Origin of the sequence: Vibrio sp. V39_P1S14PM300, from assembly GCF_009904765.1 — a bacterium.
Taxonomy (GTDB): Bacteria; Pseudomonadota; Gammaproteobacteria; order Enterobacterales; family Vibrionaceae; genus Vibrio; species Vibrio proteolyticus.
This window is the reverse complement of record NZ_WXWP01000332.1, coordinates 1-17,484: the sequence shown is the minus strand read 5'-3', so window position 1 is coordinate 17,484 and position 17,484 is coordinate 1. Positions and strand designations below refer to the sequence as shown.

General features: G+C 52.7%; 10 protein-coding genes. 5 read left to right on the top strand and 5 right to left on the bottom strand.

Annotation, left to right across the window (positions count from 1 at the left end; all coding sequences use genetic code 11):
* Positions 1–1,057, bottom strand: a 1,057-nt coding sequence (gene lptF / locus CAG65_RS17375) for an LPS export ABC transporter permease LptF (protein WP_161454430.1), incomplete at its 3' end; no start/stop codon positions are given.
* Positions 1,058–1,247: 190 nt separating this feature from the next.
* Between lptF and pepA the strand changes: the two genes are divergently transcribed.
* The 3 genes from pepA (at position 1,248) to CAG65_RS17360 (ending at position 6,228) form a co-directional block, all read left to right on the top strand.
* Positions 1,248–2,756: a leucyl aminopeptidase gene (gene pepA, locus CAG65_RS17370; protein WP_021706827.1), complete on the top strand. Its 1,509-nt coding sequence runs from the start codon at positions 1,248–1,250 to the stop codon at positions 2,754–2,756.
* Between the two features lie 68 nt (positions 2,757–2,824).
* The gene (locus CAG65_RS17365) at positions 2,825–3,274 is read left to right on the top strand and encodes a DNA polymerase III subunit chi (RefSeq protein ID WP_161454429.1); all 450 of its coding nucleotides are present in this window, start codon (positions 2,825–2,827) and stop codon (positions 3,272–3,274) included.
* 95 nt (positions 3,275–3,369) lie between these two features.
* Positions 3,370–6,228 (top strand): valine--tRNA ligase, encoded by a 2,859-nt coding sequence (locus CAG65_RS17360; protein ID WP_161454428.1) that lies wholly within the window; start codon positions 3,370–3,372, stop codon positions 6,226–6,228.
* 71 nt (positions 6,229–6,299) lie between these two features.
* On the opposite strand, the gene CAG65_RS17355 is transcribed toward CAG65_RS17360, so the two are convergent.
* Both CAG65_RS17355 and CAG65_RS17350 read right to left on the bottom strand, forming a co-directional pair.
* Entirely contained in the window at positions 6,300–7,262 is a 963-nt protein-coding gene (locus CAG65_RS17355) for a D-2-hydroxyacid dehydrogenase (RefSeq protein WP_161454427.1), read from the bottom strand.
* A gap of 31 nt (positions 7,263–7,293) precedes the next feature.
* Entirely contained in the window at positions 7,294–8,031 is a 738-nt protein-coding gene (locus tag CAG65_RS17350; protein WP_161454426.1) for a pseudouridine synthase, read from the bottom strand.
* A gap of 196 nt (positions 8,032–8,227) precedes the next feature.
* Between CAG65_RS17350 and CAG65_RS17345 the strand changes: the two genes are divergently transcribed.
* Positions 8,228–9,499 carry an NRAMP family divalent metal transporter gene (locus CAG65_RS17345; protein ID WP_161454425.1) on the top strand — a complete coding sequence of 424 codons (1,272 nt, stop codon included), beginning with the start codon at positions 8,228–8,230 and terminating at the stop codon, positions 9,497–9,499.
* 82 nt (positions 9,500–9,581) lie between these two features.
* Here the strand turns inward: CAG65_RS17345 and CAG65_RS17340 are convergent, their stop codons facing one another.
* Together CAG65_RS17340 and rapA are read right to left on the bottom strand one after the other, a co-directional pair.
* Positions 9,582–12,563 carry an Ig-like domain-containing protein gene (locus tag CAG65_RS17340; RefSeq protein ID WP_161454424.1) on the bottom strand — a complete coding sequence of 994 codons (2,982 nt, stop codon included), beginning with the start codon at positions 12,561–12,563 and terminating at the stop codon, positions 9,582–9,584.
* Positions 12,564–12,806: 243 nt separating this feature from the next.
* Positions 12,807–15,716 (bottom strand): RNA polymerase-associated protein RapA, encoded by a 2,910-nt coding sequence (gene rapA, locus CAG65_RS17335; RefSeq protein ID WP_161454423.1) that lies wholly within the window; start codon positions 15,714–15,716, stop codon positions 12,807–12,809.
* A 437-nt stretch (positions 15,717–16,153) separates the two neighbouring features.
* Here rapA and CAG65_RS17330 point away from each other — a divergent pair.
* Positions 16,154–17,484 (top strand): PhoH family protein (locus tag CAG65_RS17330; protein ID WP_161454422.1); only part of this gene is annotated, 1,331 nt, incomplete at its 3' end.

Here is a 17,484-nt window from a genome sequence, read left to right as displayed (position 1 = left end):
TTGCCACACTGTCCATGGAGTTCGCCATGACCGCGGTAATCAACAACAACAGGTTGATTGGCCACATACCCAGCCAGCCCGGAATGGCTCCGTCTTCCAGTGCCGATTTGGTTGCACTGATAGCAAGGAAGTAAGTCAGGTAGATCAAGATCGCCGGGCCCATTTTGGCGAAACGCCCCTGGCGCGGGTTAACCGCAGAGAGCGGCACCACCAACATGGTCAGCAATGGAATACACACCACCAACGAGATCCGCCATTGCAGCTCCGCCTGGGCTTCCGGGTCCGGATTTTTGATCAGCTGATGAGTTGGGATCGCTTCCCAGTCGCGGCGCTTTTTCTTCACGTCACGTTGACCAATCAAGCCTTCATACTGCTCAAAATCGGTGATCATGTACTGCACGCTGGTTGGCATTCCTTCGTAGCGGGTACCGTTAAACATGCGAATCACCTGACGCCCGTCGCTGAGCTCTTTCACCACACCGGCGTCAGAAAAGGCCACGCTCGGCAACACCGAATCACGCGGACGCAGCTGAGCCACAAACACGTTTTCCAGTTGCTTGCCTTTAATGTCATCGATGAACATCACCGACGATCCATCCGGCGTACGCTGGAACGTGCCTTTTTGCAACAGATCCACACTGTTTTCGGAGGAAAACTCTTCCATCAGCTGCGCTTCTTTGTCCTGACTCCACGGTGACAGCCAGAACGCGTTAAATGCCGCGGCCGCACCGGTTATGATCGCCAGATACAGCGCCGCCCGGATCAGGAACTTATTGCCGATCCCCGTGGCGTTCATCACGGTAATTTCACTTTCCGCGTACAAGCGACCGAACGTCAGCAGGATGCCAATAAACAGACTCAGTGGCAGCATGAGCAGCCCCATCGACGGCATGTTCAACCCGACGATGGACATAATCATTCGTGCAGGAATTTCACCATCCGACGCTTCCGCCAAAACCCGGATAAACTTTTGGCTTAGAAACACGAGAAACAGCACAAAGAATATCGCTAATTGGCTCTTGAGTGTCTCGCGGATCAAATATCTAACAATAATCACGCTGAAATTACCTATACAAAACTTGTTTTTTTAGTCGAATCACTATAATTTCCCGTTGAACCTTTTATTTTTTAAAAATTTCACTAAGTGTTGAGGACCTTTTAAACTTAGTCCTGATTAAGGATTCAACAAGTTAAGCGTCCATTATCTAACATTTAGGTCTATTTGTCTTCAGGATGTAGGAGTACGCATGGAGTTCAGTGTAAAAAGTGGCAGTCCAGAGAAACAACGCAGTGCCTGTATCGTCGTTGGTGTCTTTGAGCCACGTCGCCTTTCTCCAGTAGCCGAACAATTAGATAAGATTAGCGATGGCTACATAAGTTCACTACTTCGTCGTGGTGATCTGGAAGGAAAACCGGGGCAGATGTTGCTGCTTCACCAAGTACCAGGCGTTCTGTCTGAACGTGTTCTGCTTGTCGGATGTGGCAAGGAGCGTGAACTTGGTGAGCGTCAGTACAAAGAAATCATTCAGAAAACCATCAGTACGCTGAATGAAACCGGCTCGATGGAAGCGGTCTGCTTCCTGACTGAACTGCATGTGAAAGGCCGTGATACCTATTGGAAGGTCCGCCAGGCGGTGGAAGCAACCAAAGATGGCCTGTACACCTTTGATCAATTCAAAACCGTCAAACCGGAAACCCGTCGTCCGCTGCGTAAACTGGTATTTAATGTCCCGACTCGTCGCGAACTGAGCCTGGGTGAAAAAGCGATCACGCACGGTCTGGCTATCTCATCTGGCGTGAAAGCGTGTAAAGATCTCGGTAACATGCCACCCAACGTTGCCAACCCGGCGTATCTGGCCTCTCAGGCTCGACGTCTGGCTGACGACTACGAGACCATCACCACCAAAATCATTGGTGAGCAAGAGATGGAAAAGCTGGGTATGACGTCTTACCTGGCGGTTGGTCGTGGCTCGAAAAACGAGTCCATGATGTCGATCATCGAATACAAAGGCCACCCAGATGCGAACACCAAACCTATCGTGTTGGTGGGTAAAGGTCTGACATTTGACTCAGGCGGTATTTCACTCAAACCCGGCGAAGGCATGGATGAGATGAAGTACGACATGTGTGGTGCAGCTTCGGTATTTGGTGCGATGAAAGCATTGGCCAAACTGAATCTGCCTTTGAACGTAGTGGGTGTCCTGGCTGGGTGTGAGAACATGCCAGGCAGCAACGCATACCGTCCGGGTGACATTCTGACCACCATGTCCGGTCAGACTGTCGAAGTTCTCAATACGGACGCAGAAGGTCGTTTGGTCCTGTGTGATGCACTGACCTACGTTGAGCGTTTCGAACCCGATTGTGTGGTCGACGTTGCAACGCTGACTGGCGCCTGTGTGATCGCGCTGGGTCATCACATCAGCGGGGTTCTGTCGAACCACAACCCGCTGGCGCACGAGTTAGTGAATGCGTCTGAACAGGCCAGTGACCGTGCATGGCGCCTGCCAATGGCGGACGAATACCATGAACAGCTGAAGAGCCCGTTTGCGGATATGCAGAACATCGGCGGTCGTCCGGGCGGCACCATTACGGCCGGTTGCTTCCTGTCGAAGTTCACGAAAAAGTACAATTGGGCGCACCTGGATATCGCCGGTACGGCGTGGAAATCTGGCGCAGCGAAAGGCTCAACTGGCCGACCAGTCTCGATGCTTGTCCAGTTCCTCCTGAACCGCAGCGGCCAAGAGACAGAAGAATAATTTCTGCAAACATCCAAAAGGGCCGTCAGGCCCTTTTTTAATACCACTTTCACCACGACGAAAACGCAATGCAAACGGCAACCTTTTACATCGTTAAAGACGGCAGCCCGCAAGCTGAGCCCGTTGGCTTTATACCGTATGTGGTTTTTCTGGCCCACCACTTTGCCAAGCAAGGGGTTAAGGTCTACCTCAACTGTCACAATAAAGTTCATGCTGAACAGCTGGCCGAAGCGTTCTGGCAAGTTGAGCCGGATCAGTTCGTCGCGCACAATCTGGTGGGGGAAGGCCCGAAATACGCCACCGCGATCGAAATCGGATTTCAAGGTGTTCGCCCGAGCTGGAACCGCCAGTTGGTGATTAATCTGGCCGATAATGAGACAACCTTTGCGAACAAGTTTGTCGAAGTGGTAGACTTCGTCCCCTGCGAGGAAAAAGCGAAGCAGCTCGCAAGAGAAAGGTATAAACTTTACCGTCAGGCTGGCTACCAGTTGCAGACGGTCGAAATACAACACCCGTAACGGTCAATCCTTATAGTTAAGCTCTCTCTTCAGAGAGTTCACTTATAGAGATTGACCACTGATTTAAACCATCAACGTATCCATTTAAGAGCGCTATGGAAAAGACATACAACCCAACTTCAATCGAACAAGCTCTGTATCAGACTTGGGAAGAGAAAGGCTACTTTAAGCCACACGGTGACACGACTAAAGAATCATACAGCATCATGATCCCGCCACCGAACGTCACTGGTAGCCTGCACATGGGCCACGCGTTCCAGGATTCCATCATGGATACACTGATCCGTGCTGAGCGTATGAAGGGTAAAAACACCCTTTGGCAAGTGGGTACCGACCACGCGGGCATCGCAACTCAGATGGTGGTTGAGCGTAAGATCGCAGCAGAAGAAGGCAAAACCAAGCACGATTACGGCCGTGATGCGTTCATCGACAAGATCTGGGAATGGAAAGGCCAGTCTGGCGGCACCATTACCAAACAGCTGCGTCGTCTGGGTGCCTCGGTCGACTGGGACCGTGAACGTTTCACCATGGACGATGGCTTGTCTAACGCGGTTCAGGAAGTGTTCGTGCGTCTGTACGAAGACGATCTGATCTATCGCGGTAAGCGTCTGGTGAACTGGGATCCAAAACTGCACACAGCGATCTCGGACCTGGAAGTTGAAAACAAAGACAAAAAAGGCCACATGTGGCATTTCCGCTACCCGCTAGCCGACGGTGTGAAAACCGCCGACGACAAAGACTACATCGTTGTAGCGACGACCCGCCCTGAAACCATGCTGGGCGACACCGGTGTGGCGGTTAACCCAGAAGATCCTCGTTACAAAGATCTGATCGGTAAAGAAATCCTGCTTCCTGTCGTTGACCGTCGTATCCCTATCGTGGGTGACGAGCATGCAGATATGGAAAAAGGTACTGGCTGTGTGAAAATCACGCCAGCGCACGATTTCAACGACTACGAAGTCGGTAAGCGCCACCAGCTACCAATGATCAACATCCTGACGTTTGACGCGAACATTCGTGACACGGCTGAAGTGTTTAACACCAACGGCGAAGCAAGCGATGCTTACTCCACCGAGATTCCAGCCAAATACCAAGGTATGGAGCGTTTTGCGGCGCGTAAAGCGATCGTGGCAGAATTTGAAGCACTTGGCCTGCTGGACGAAATCAAAGACCACGACCTAACCGTTCCTTACGGTGACCGTGGTGGCGTGGTTATCGAACCGATGCTGACTGACCAATGGTATGTACGTACTGCTCCACTTGCAGAGACAGCAACCAAAGCGGTGGAAGACGGCGAAATCCAGTTCGTACCTAAGCAATACGAAAACATGTACTTCTCTTGGATGCGCGACATTCAAGACTGGTGTATCTCTCGTCAGCTTTGGTGGGGTCACCGCATCCCGGCATGGTACGACAACGACGGCAACGTTTACGTAGGTCGCACAGAAGAGGAAGTTCGTCAGAAGAACGGCCTGGCGCCTGTTGTTGTTCTACGCCAAGACGACGACGTACTGGATACCTGGTTCTCTTCAGCGTTATGGACGTTCGGCACGCAAGGTTGGCCAGAGAACACTGACGATCTGAAAACCTTCCACCCTTCAGACGTACTCGTCACTGGTTTCGACATCATCTTCTTCTGGGTTGCTCGTATGATTATGATGACGATGCACTTCTGTAAAGATGAAAACGGCAAGCCGCAAGTACCATTTAAGACGGTTTACGTGACCGGTCTGATCCGTGACGAAAACGGCGACAAAATGTCGAAGTCAAAAGGTAATGTCCTTGACCCAATCGATATGATTGATGGCATCGATCTGGAATCTCTGGTTGAGAAGCGCACCGGTAACATGATGCAGCCTCAACTTGCGGCGAAGATCGAAAAGAACACGCGTAAGACGTTTGAAAATGGTATCGAAGCCTACGGTACTGACGCGCTGCGTTTCACTCTGGCCGCGATGGCATCAACCGGTCGCGACATCAACTGGGATATGAAGCGCCTGGAAGGTTACCGTAACTTCTGTAACAAGCTTTGGAACGCTAGCCGCTACGTGTTGATGAACACCGAAGAGCAGGATTGTGGCTTTAACGGTGGCGAGATCGAATATTCACTGGCTGATAAGTGGATCGAGTCTCAGTTTGAACTGGCAGCCAAAGACTTTAACCATCATCTGGACAACTTCCGTCTCGATATGGCATCGAACACCCTCTACGAGTTTATCTGGAACCAATTCTGTGACTGGTATCTGGAACTGACCAAGCCTGTGCTTTGGAAAGGTTCGGAAGCGCAGCAACGCGGCACACGTCGCACTCTCATCACAGTACTTGAGAAAACGCTGCGCCTGGCGCATCCGGTGATCCCATACATCACCGAAACCATTTGGCAGAGCGTGAAACCATTGGTAGACGGCGTTGAAGGTAACACCATCATGCTTCAAGCCCTGCCTCAGTACAATGAAGTGAACTTCCACCAAGAAGCACTCGATGACATCGAATGGGTGAAGTCTTTCATTACCAGTATTCGTAACCTGCGTGCAGAATACGACATCAACCCAGGCAAACCACTGGAAGTGATGCTCAAAGCCGCCAGCGAGAAAGACGCAGTGCGCCTGGAAGCCAACAAACAAGTATTGGTTTCTCTGGCGAAGCTTGAGTCTGTGCGCGTGCTCGCCGCCGGTGAAGAGATGCCAGCGTGTGCCACTGCACTGGTAGCGAAGTCTGAACTGATGATCCCAATGGCGGGCTTGATCGACAAAGACGCAGAACTGGCTCGTCTGGATGGCGAAATCAAGAAAACCGAAGGTGAAATCAAGCGTCTGGAAGGCAAGCTGAACAACGAAGGCTTTGTCGCTAAAGCGCCGGAAGCGGTCGTTGCGAAAGAGCGCGAGAAGCTGGACGGTTACAAAGAAACGCTGGTGAAACTGGCCGAGCAAAAGACCACCATCGCCGCGCTGTAACGCGGAGACAGGCACCCAAAAGGCAGCGATTTCGCTGCCTTTTTTCTGTCTGGATTCATTCGATAAGCGGACTATACCAAGCGGTTTTGTTCGCGCCCTTCTACAAATGCCTGGATGTTCTCGATCAGAATGTGGGCCAGTTTTTCAATCGATGAGTCACTGCCCCAAGCCACATGCGGAGTCAGTAGCAGGTTGGGCATGTTCATGTTCGCCAACAACGGATTGTGCTCATCCGCTGGCTCAGTACTGAAGACGTCTACGCCCGCCGCGCCAATCCCCCCTCTCTGTAACGCAGCCACCAGTGCGGCTTCATCCACTAGGCCACCGCGACCAGTATTGATCAATACCGAATCAGGCTTCATCCGGGCCAACTCTTTGGCACCGATCAAATGGTGCGTTTCGGCGTTCAACGGACAGTGCAGAGTCAGAACATCGGCCAGCATCAGTACCTGTTCAAACGGCAAGTAGCCTTCCCGGCACTGCTGCGCACCTTTACGTTCAGCAAAAATAACGTGCATCCCCAACGCTTGGGCCAGTACCGCGGTTGCCTGCCCCAACTCGCCACTGCCTATCACACCCAGCGTGGCCCCGGCAATGTCTCCGATCGGATGCGTAAAGAAGCAGAACTGCTTGTTGCGCTGCCATTCTCCCTGTTGGATATCCTGATGGTAGCCCACCAAGTTGCGCCGCAGTGCAAACATCATCGCGACTACATGCTCAGGAACCGACTGAGTGGCATACCCTCTGACATTGGCAACAGCGATACCGAGCGAACGACAAGTCTGGAGGTCGACATTGTTATATCCGGTTGCCGCCACTGCGATCAATTTCAGCTCCGGAAGACGGCGCAGTAATGGCTCATCCAGCACAACTTTGTTGGTGATGACGATATCGGCACTTTGCACCCGCTCAAACACGTGATCAGGCGCGGTTAAGTCATATTCTACCCATTGATGATCAAACGGCAGATGCGGCAGACGGATATGAGCCGGGATAGTGGCCCGGTCGAGAAACACAATAGTAGGCAGCGACATACAATCTCCTTGTGCTGCCTAAGCGGTCTCGTTATGGACGCGGCAGCATTTTATAGTCTGGCAATTTTCGCACAGGATCGAAATAATCAAAGAGCATCTCCTGCGCTTCAGGATAGAAATCACACGGCACAAAGATATTGCGCAACCAGTGACTACGCGGGTGGTAGAAACTCAGCTCTGCCGCATGCAATTCTAAACGCTCAGAAAACTGATACGCCTCTTGCTCAGCATAGAACTCATCCCCGACGATCGGGTGTCCTATCGCTTGCATGTGGACCCGTAACTGATGCGAGCGCCCGGTGATCGGAAACAGCCGCACCACCGTTGTTTTCTCTTCACGTTTGGCAACCTGATACAAAGTGCGGGAAGGCTTACCGTGTTCATGGCTCACCATCTGTTTTGGCCGATTTGGCCAATCACAACACAAGGGCAGATCCACTTCCCCCTCCTGTTGCTCAACCTCTCCCCACACGCGTGCATAGTACACTTTATGTGTCAGTCGATATTGGAACTGTTTCTTCAGCGCCGCTTCCACATGGCGATTTTTGCCAAACACCATTAATCCAGACGTCGACATATCCAATCGATGTACTACTTTGACATCAAGATAGCTCTCCAGAAGACGGCTCCACATGCTGTCGTAATGCTCTTCCAGTCGCCCGGGAACCGACAACAGGCCCGAGGGTTTGTTGACGGCAATGATGTGGTCATCTTCATAAACCACATCGACCCAGGGTTGGGTTGGCGGGTGATATTCCAGCATGGCCATAGTTTGTCTCTACTCAATCGATGACCGACGAGTATAACAGGAGAGCCAGAGCGGCTGAATGCCCATCTGTCACGATAAAATGGTCACAACCATGTAAATCTCTTTGGACGGAGTAAAAATTTATGATACTCATAGAGAATATTGACAAAAATAAAAACGCCTGAAAAAACAAATACAACATAAAGGAAGAATGAGAATGGACACTGCCGCCGTGCAAACGTTGGAGAAGCGCGCTTCTCTGCCTCAACTGATACGCTCTCTGGGCCCCGGAATAATGATGGCTGCCGCCTGTGTCGGTGGCTCCCACCTGGTCGCCTCCACCAAAGCCGGTGCCATCTACGGCTGGCAATTGGCCGCACTGATCCTGCTGGTCAACCTGTTTAAATACCCCTTTTTCCGGGCCGGTATCCAGTACACCATGGGCACGGGGGAGAGCCTGGTCGAAGGTTATGCTAAGCTGGGGCGCCCGTATCTGTGGTTGTTTGTCGCACTGGCGGTGATTTCCGCGATCATTAACACCGCGGCCCTGACGCTCTTCAGCGCCAGCCTGCTCGGCTATTTCATGCCGCTCGAGCTGCCGATGACCACACTGGCCATCATTGTTCTGGTCACTTGCCTGGTGATCCTGTTTGCCGGTCACTACAAAGCGCTGGACACCCTGTCTAAGGCCATCATGCTGATCCTGACTTTGGCAACACTGCTGGCCGTCGCGGTCGCGGCCGGAAATCCGGTCGCCACGCCGACCACATTCGAAGCGCCTTCTCCCTGGTCTCTGGCCGCCATCGGTTTTATTGTGGTGACCATGGGCTGGATGCCAGCTCCGATTGAAATTTCCAGCCTGACGTCGATGTGGCTTAAGAGTCAGCGTCGTCATCAACAGGTTACCGCTCAGTCAGCGCTGTTCGATTTCAATGTCGGCTACATCGGCACGGCACTGCTGGCCATTGTGTTTCTCGCTTTGGGCGCCCTGGTGCTGCATGGTACGGGAGTAGAACTGTCTCAATCTGGTGTCGGCTTCTCTCACCAACTGGTCAGCCTGTACGCCTCCACCATTGGTGAGTGGTCACGTTACCTGATCGCGGTGATCGCCTTTTTTGCGATTTTCGGCAGTACGATTACCGTGATCGATGGCTATTCACGAGTGATTTCCGAGTCTCAGCGCCTGCTGCGTAATCAAGAAGAGGCCAATCCTAAAATAACTCAGGCCTGGATGCTGCTGGTGTCTGGTGCCGCTCTGGCCATTCTGATGTTCTGGATGTCAGCGCTGTTACCCATGCTTGACTTCGCCATGGTGATGGCATTTATGACCACCCCTTTCTTCGCGTTATTGAACTACATTCTGGTGACTCGCACCGCGCTGCCGGCCAATCTGGCCTTGAGTCGTAAACTCAGATGGTTGTCGCTCGCCGGTCTGGTTTATCTGTTTGGCTTTCTGGCGCTGTTTGTGTGGTGGAAGTGGTTGATGTAACGCCGGCCTGAAAAGCGCCATCGGTATCCAGAAAACACAAAGGGCAAGCTCACGCTTGCCCTTTGTCGTACAGTCTTTACCGCTAAATACTGTTACAACTGACCGATAAGGTATCCACGACGACTGCGTTCACATTGACGTTAATGTCCTGTGAACCATTAAATCCGTTGTCGCAGGTGACCGCCAACGTGTAGGTACCATCATCATGATCGGTGGTCGCCACACTGACCAGCCCGAAATCAATCGCCAGCCCAGTCGCAGTCACCGTATGACCACCGTGTCCGACCACGGAGTTGTCTGCTTGGCGTAGCGTTAAGGTCACGTTGGTGGTACTGCCTTCATCCTGGGCGACCGTATCCGGAGACACCGCACTCAACGACGTATCGACTGCCGTTATCGTCAGCGGCGCTGTGTTGCTCAGCACCTCGCCGCCTACCGTCGCGGAAATCGTATAACTGCCGGCGTCCGTCGCTGACACGGTGGCACTGTAAGTACCGTCAGCATTATCGGTGATATCCGTAAACACCAGTCCAGACGGCGATGACGCCAACTCCAGCGTTCCGCCGCTTTGCGTATAATCCTGATTATCGCCGTCTTTGAGTGTCACAGTCAGAGTTGTGGTCGCGGCGATATCCATCGCTTCATTCGCGACGGCCAGCGTTGAGTTGGTGACAATATCCACCACAGACAGGAATTCCACCGTTACGCTGCCTCCCAGTGCATTACCATCAATACTGCCTGAGACAGTGACCGACTGTGCATTCGACGAAGTGATTTTGGCGGTATACGTCCCATCTCCCTGCGAGGTGATCTCCGTAATGGAGACTCCAGAATCCGGGCTCGCCACCAGCGTTAAGGTACCGCTGTTATCACTTCTATCATTACCATACTGATCTTTTTCCTGCACTGTCAGTGTGATGGTTGACGTACCATCGGCCGGCGCCGTTGATGCCGATGCACTGATGGTGGTTTGGCTGTAATCTATCGCCAGGACCTCGCTACAGAAGGTGTGATCCGAAGGCAGTGCGATATCGAACACAACCGGCTGTGAATCACTGGCGGTCACCGTTTGCCGCTCGCCCCAGTAATACTGGTTGTCCAGTCGCACGTACGCCGACCCTTCGTACTGAACCGTATCGACGGCGCGGCTCTCCTGAGCGGTGCCGTCCTCATCCACTTGTCCCCACAAGTATTGGCCGTAGTCTTGGTTATACATCCAATAGTACGCCGAAGGCGCGGCTTTCTCGCGGGTGACATCTTGCTGATCATCAAGACAAACCAAGCGCACGTTTACGGTTTGGTCGATCTTATCGCACAGCTCCAGCGACATGAGCTGGATTTCATCCAGATTCGCGCTGGCCGTGAACTCGACCTGTCCCCAGGTTTGTCCGCCATAGTAGTACAGACGATAGAGCCCATCTTGCAGCAAATTCGTCAGTGACAGCGTATCCCCAGAGATCTCGCCGGACGACTCATAGGAATAACCGGAATAGAGGTAATAACGGCCAGAGGTCACCGCCTGAGCAACACTGGTGTTGGTCGGACACACCAGCTTCAGACTTGGCTGGATATCAATCGTCGGTGGATTAGTGATATTCAGGGTGGCTTTCAGCGACTTGGTGTTATCCCCCGACAAACCAAAACAAAAATCGTCCAGATCCAGGCCGGTGTCACCACTGGCAACCGATGTCACCTGACCATCAACTTCTATCGAGGCTAGTAAGCTGTTGCCCTGACTGTCCAGCAAATCAAAATGCCCCGCAAACGCCGGTACCCGGTTAATTTCCAGTTTTTCCGGATTGTCACCCCAGCCCGACGGCTTGTAGGCCCAGCCACCGCCAGCTTTAGCAAACGACAGTCTCAGTTTCTGATTATTCGGCTCACCATTTTGGTCGACCACATCGATGTCCAGCTTACAACGATCCTGACCATACCAGTCGAGATTATAATAAGACAGATGAGTGATCTGCTTGGATAGGGTAAAGGTATCGCTGTTTTCCTTCACGATACTCGCCTCCCCTTCATAGTGCCATTTACCCGTGGTGTCGGTATAACTCCAGATCGGGATGGTTTGATCATTGAGAGAAAGCGGTGCGCCGGTATTTGGGTTAGTGGTGGACTTAGGCACGTCAAAGGTCAGGCGAATCCCGCTGCCATCAAAGCCTTTGACCTGATTGCCCGCTTCGTCTTCCAGTTCGATGGCCACAAAGCCTGCAGAAATAAAGGTCAACCCGGTAGCAGAGCGAATGTCTGCCGGTAAATCACCGGTGACTTCTTGTGGCGACAGCCCCCCCGGGAACAGGTACAACGGATTGTTGTCTGCGTCGGCAATCCCCTGGGGATCGGCGGAGAACATCATCAACGACGCGGTGATGTCACCGACGGGCACAAACACCGAACCGTCTTCTGCCAGCAGGGTCGTACCGGCAGGGATGGTTAAACTGGCGCTGGCTCCATCGAGAATCCGCCCCCCGCTGGTGGTAGTTGACTGGATAGGCGTGGACAACGTCAGCGTGCTCGCGGTTGAGGAACCGGACATGGCGACGATTTGCGCTGCGTACGCAGTCGCCACATCGTCAGAGGAAGATTTCGGCATCACCTCGACCCAGTAGCTCGTCTCCATCGACGTTTGGGTCAGATCGAAATATTGGGAGTTAGAGAAAAAGCCTTTGCCGTGCGTCACCAATGTCAAACTGGCTCGGCTGTCACCACTGGAGGACGCGTTGAAAACACTGATAGAAATTGGCACGATGCCTGAGTCCGGAACCAGCAGCACATTGCTTTGATAAGCCTCCCCGTCAACATAACCGGCCACCTCACGCCCCGAAACGTCAGTCACACTCACCCGAAAGTCCTGTGACTGATTGCTGACATCAAACACAAATCTCACTTCCAGATTCGATAGTGGCGTGTCATCGGTCGTATTGGTCACATTGAACGACAATGCCTGCACCTGGCTGGACACATCATCGTCGGAGTCACTGTTACACCCGACCAGTCCCAATGTCGATAACATCAGTACCACAGCGGCTCTGAGGCATCCATTCTTGAATCGTCTACCCATTTCATATCCTTATTATTCACGTCAACAACATAAGCAATAAGTAGGATATGAAGTATTTTCATGTTTTCCATGAAATATGGGTAAGAAATGTCCGGGTCTGCGACTCCCAACTCATTGAATGCGTGATAAAAGTCACCCTATCAGGCCCTGATTGAGGCTTCGCCAACAAAAAACCTGCCGCAGCAGGTTTTTTTGTTGGCAACAGACCAGTCTGTGTCTGCCCTGAGAGTGTCACAGCATGGCTCAGTTATGAGACACCACAATCAGACGCAGAGAGTCCAGCTGATACTGAGCACGATTGATGTAATCCGACAATGCCTGAATCTGACGCTCGATGGCTTCCAGCTCTTCATCACGGATATTTGGATTGACGGCTTTGAGTGCCTGTAGGCGCCCCAGCTCACTGTTGAGACTGGCCTGCATCTCCTGCTGAGCCTGATCACGTACCGCCGCGACCTGCTCGACAATGCGCTGATCAGCCTGTTCAATCAACTGATGCACCTGCGCCTGTACTGAGTTCACCAACTTGCTGGCCAAATGACGGTTCACCGGACTCAGCTGACGGTTAAAGCTTTCGAACTCCACCTGAGCGGACAGATCGTTGCCCTGTTTATCAAGCATCAGTCGGATTGGCGTCTGCGGCAGGAAGCGGTTGATGCCACTGCTTTTTGGTGCCTGCGCATCCACCAGATAAACCAGCTCGAGCAAAATGGTGCCCACCGGCAGGGCTTTGTTTTTCAGCAGCGACACCGCACAGGTGCCGACCCCTTCACTCATCAGCAGATCAATCCCTCCCTGAATCATCGGGTGCTCCCAACTGATGAAGTGCATATCTTCGCGTGACAGCGCTGTATCCCGGTCAAACGTGATGGTGGCGCCTTCATACGGCAACCCCGGATAGCTCGGTACCATCATATGCTCCGACGGGGTGACCACCAAGGCGTTCTCGCCTTTGTCATCCTGATTAAGACCAATGGTGTCAAACAGGCTAAGAGCAAACGTCACCAAATTGGTATCGCCGTCGGTTGAAGCAATTTTTTCCACGATTTGCTGCGCTTTGTCGCCACCATTAGAGTGCATTTCCAGTAAACGGTCACGCCCCTGTTCGAGCTGCGATTTCAATGACTTGTTCAGCTTGGCAGACGCCTCTATCACCTCATCCAGCGCGTCCACATTTCCGCTGGCCAGCATCTCAATCAGCGCATCGGCGTACTGATCGTACACCGCGCGCCCGGTCGGGCAGGTTTCAGCAAACGCGTTCAGACCTTCATCAAACCAACGAGCGAGGATCGCCTGTGCCGTGTCTTTCAGGTACGGCACATAAATGTCGATATCGCGTTGTTGTCCAATCCGATCCAGACGACCGATACGCTGCTCCAGCAGATCCGGGTTGAACGGCAGATCGAACATCACCAACTGATTAGCAAACTGAAAGTTGCGCCCTTCCGAGCCGATTTCACTGCAAATCAGTACCTGAGCGCCGCCCTCTTCCTGTGCAAAGTACGCCGCCGCTTTATCACGCTCGAGAATCGACATCCCCTCATGGAAGACCGTTGCGCGGATCCCTTCACGCTCTCGCAACGCCTGCTCCAGTTGCAGTGCCGTGTTGGCTCGCGATGCAATCACCAGGATCTTCTCGCTGCGTTTTTCTTTGATCTTCTCCAGCAGCCAGTTGACCCGAGAGTCGAACTGCCACCAACTGGCGTCATCGCCTTCAAATTCCTGGAAGATTTCTTCCGGATAGAGGTTCTTTAAAGCCCGGGCCTGATCGCTCATCTTGCCACCCAACATACCGGCAACGCGCATCGACGTAGTGTACTGTGACGGAATGTCCATCGGCAGCAACTGTACATTGCGCTGCGGGAAGCCTTTGATGGCGGCACGGGTGTTGCGAAACAGCACGCGTCCGGTGCCGTGGCGGTCCATCAGGTTGTCGATCAATTCCTGACGGGCACTCGCTTTGGCGTCTTGGTCGCTGTTGCTTTCAATGATTCGAAACAGTGGTTCGACATCCTGCTCGGACAACAACTCACTGATCTGGTTTTTGGCTGCATCCGCCAGTTGCTCACCGGCAAACAGCGCCGCCACCGAGTCGGCCACAGGGGCATATTGTGCTTCTTCTTCGACAAACGCGGCGTAATCGTAAAAGCGATCCGGATCGAGCAGACGCAAACGGGCAAAGTGGCTCTCACGTCCCAGTTGCTCAGGCGTCGCGGTCAACAGCAGCACTCCCGGTGTTTTCTCTGCCAGCGCTTCAATCACCTGATATTCACGGCTCGGATTATCCTGACTCCACTCCAGGTGATGCGCTTCGTCCACCACCAACAAATCCCACTCTCCTTCCAGCGCCTGTTCAAAACGCTGGCGGCTCTTGCGCAGGAAATCCAATGAACACAACACGTACTGCTGCGTATCAAACGGGTTGTCGGCTTCTTCGAACGCTTCGACACAACGCTCTTCATCAAAAATGGAGAAATGGAGGTTGAAACGACGCATCATCTCCACCAGCCACTGATGCTGCAGGGTTTCGGGTACCACAATCAGAATGCGCTCCGCACGCCCAGACAGGACCTGCTGGTGAATGATCATCCCAGCTTCGATGGTTTTCCCCAGCCCCACTTCGTCCGCCAGCAGCACACGCGGCGCATGACGGCGGCCAACTTCGTGAGCAATGTACAATTGATGAGGGATGAGGCCGGCGCGCATGCCACACAAACCACGCATCGGGCTCTTGTGTTGTTGGTATTGATTGCTCAGGGCACGATAACGCAGGACAAAATTGTCCATACGATCAATCTGGCCGGCGTACAGTTTGTCCTGTGGCTTATTGAAACGAATCTGGTTGCTGAGCATGATTTCACGCAGCACCACACCGCTTTCGCCGGTGTCTTGCCGGGTGCCGATATAGCTGAACAGACCATTGCTTTCCTGCACGTCCTCAACGCTCAGAGACCAGCCTTCCTGACATTCGATAAGGTCACCGGGATTAAATGTCACCCGGGTCACTGGCGCATCTTTGCGGGCATAAACCCGGTTTTCCTCCGATGCTGAGAACATCAGCGTTACGGTTCGAGCATCCATTGCTACGACGGTACCTAATCCCAAATCGCTTTCCGTATCGCTAATCCAGCGCTGCCCCAAAGCAAATGTCATGAATCGACTACCTCATCTGTTGGTCTGAAACTATTTTAGTGTGAATCCCACCTGTTGAAAGGCGACTGAACAGGATAATCCGGCTCAGTAAGGAGGTGGAAAAAAGGCCGCTAATATTACTTGAAGCTGTGATACAGGTCACGTGCAAACACCCCGTTTACGACGTTTTTTTTACCGCGCTTTTGTGGCTGAAATCAAACTGTAAGAAATTCGTGTCATTCCTAGTCAGGAGTGTTGCTATACTCGAACTGAATATGCAGGACAGCACTTACGGACTCATAAGCTTAAGCCTGTATCTTCGGTATACGAGACGATGTATCAACACGGGTTTGCAGCACGTAGTGGATTTCTCCCTCGCATCCCGGCAAGCAGAAATCCGTCACCTCTGTTGCAAGCATCTTCGGCTAAGCACGCCGCGCTGCGGCAAGGAGACGCTTATGGGCGATACGGATCGGAAACTGTTTGTACTCGACACCAATATCCTTCTTCACGAACCTTTTGCCATCTATTCCTTCCAAGAACACGACGTGGTCATTCCCATGACCGTCCTCGAAGAACTCGACCGAATCAAAGACAGCAAACGCGATGTGGCGCGCGATGCTCGTGTGGCGATTCGCGCACTTGAAGACCTGTTCCGTGACGCCACTCCCGATCAGATTTCAGAAGGCATTCCCATCAATAAGGAAGGCAATGAGACAGGCCACATCTCCATTCTGGCCGATTTTGAACTGCAGGAAACCGTCAAAGCCTTCACCGACAAAGAGGGTGACAACCGGATTCTCAACGCGGTGTTGTACCTGCAAAATAAACGGGCGCCGCGCGAAGTCGTGTTGATCACCAAAGACATCAATATGCGTCTGCGTGCCAAAGGTGCCGGCGTGCGCTTTGTCGAAGACTACCGGACCGATCAACTGATCGATGACGTTCAGTACCTGACCAAAGGCTTTCAGCAGGTAGAAGGTGACTTCTGGAGCAACATCGATCAGGTCGACAGCCGTACCATCAACGGCTACACCTATCACACTCTGGCCCGTGGGCCGTTTGAACCGACCTTCATTAATCAATACGTCATCGACCAGGAAAGTGACTTCGCCGGACGAGTCGAGTCGATCAATCCGGAGCAAATTACGCTGCGCGATCTCAGCCGCGAACGTATGATGCACCGCAAAGCGTGGGATATCACGCCGAAAAACATCTATCAGGGCATGGCGCTGGATGCCCTGCTCGATCCCGACATCGATCTGGTGATCCTCACCGGAGCAGCCGGCAGTGGTAAAACCCTGTTGGCGATGGCGGCGGCGCTTGAGCAGACCATTGAGAAAGGCATGTTCGATAAGATCATCGTCACCCGTAATACGCCAGATATCGGTGAGTCCATCGGCTTCCTGCCCGGGACAGAAGAAGAGAAAATGATGCCCTGGCTGGCGGCGGTCACCGACACACTGGAAGCGCTGCACAAACACGATCACTGCACTGAAGGCTCTCTCAAATACATCTGCGACAAAGCCAACATTCAGTTCAAGTCGATCAACTTCATGCGCGGCCGCTCAATTCAAAATGCATTTGTGCTGCTCGATGAATGTCAGAACCTGACCGCTTCACAGATCAAAACCATCATTACCCGCTGTGGTGAAGGTACGAAGATCGTTTGCTCGGGTAACCTGGCCCAGATCGACTCTCACTACCTGACTCCGGTCACCTCCGGCCTGACCTACATGGTTGAACGCTTCAAAAACTTTGAAGGCAGCGCCAACATTCACCTCAACGG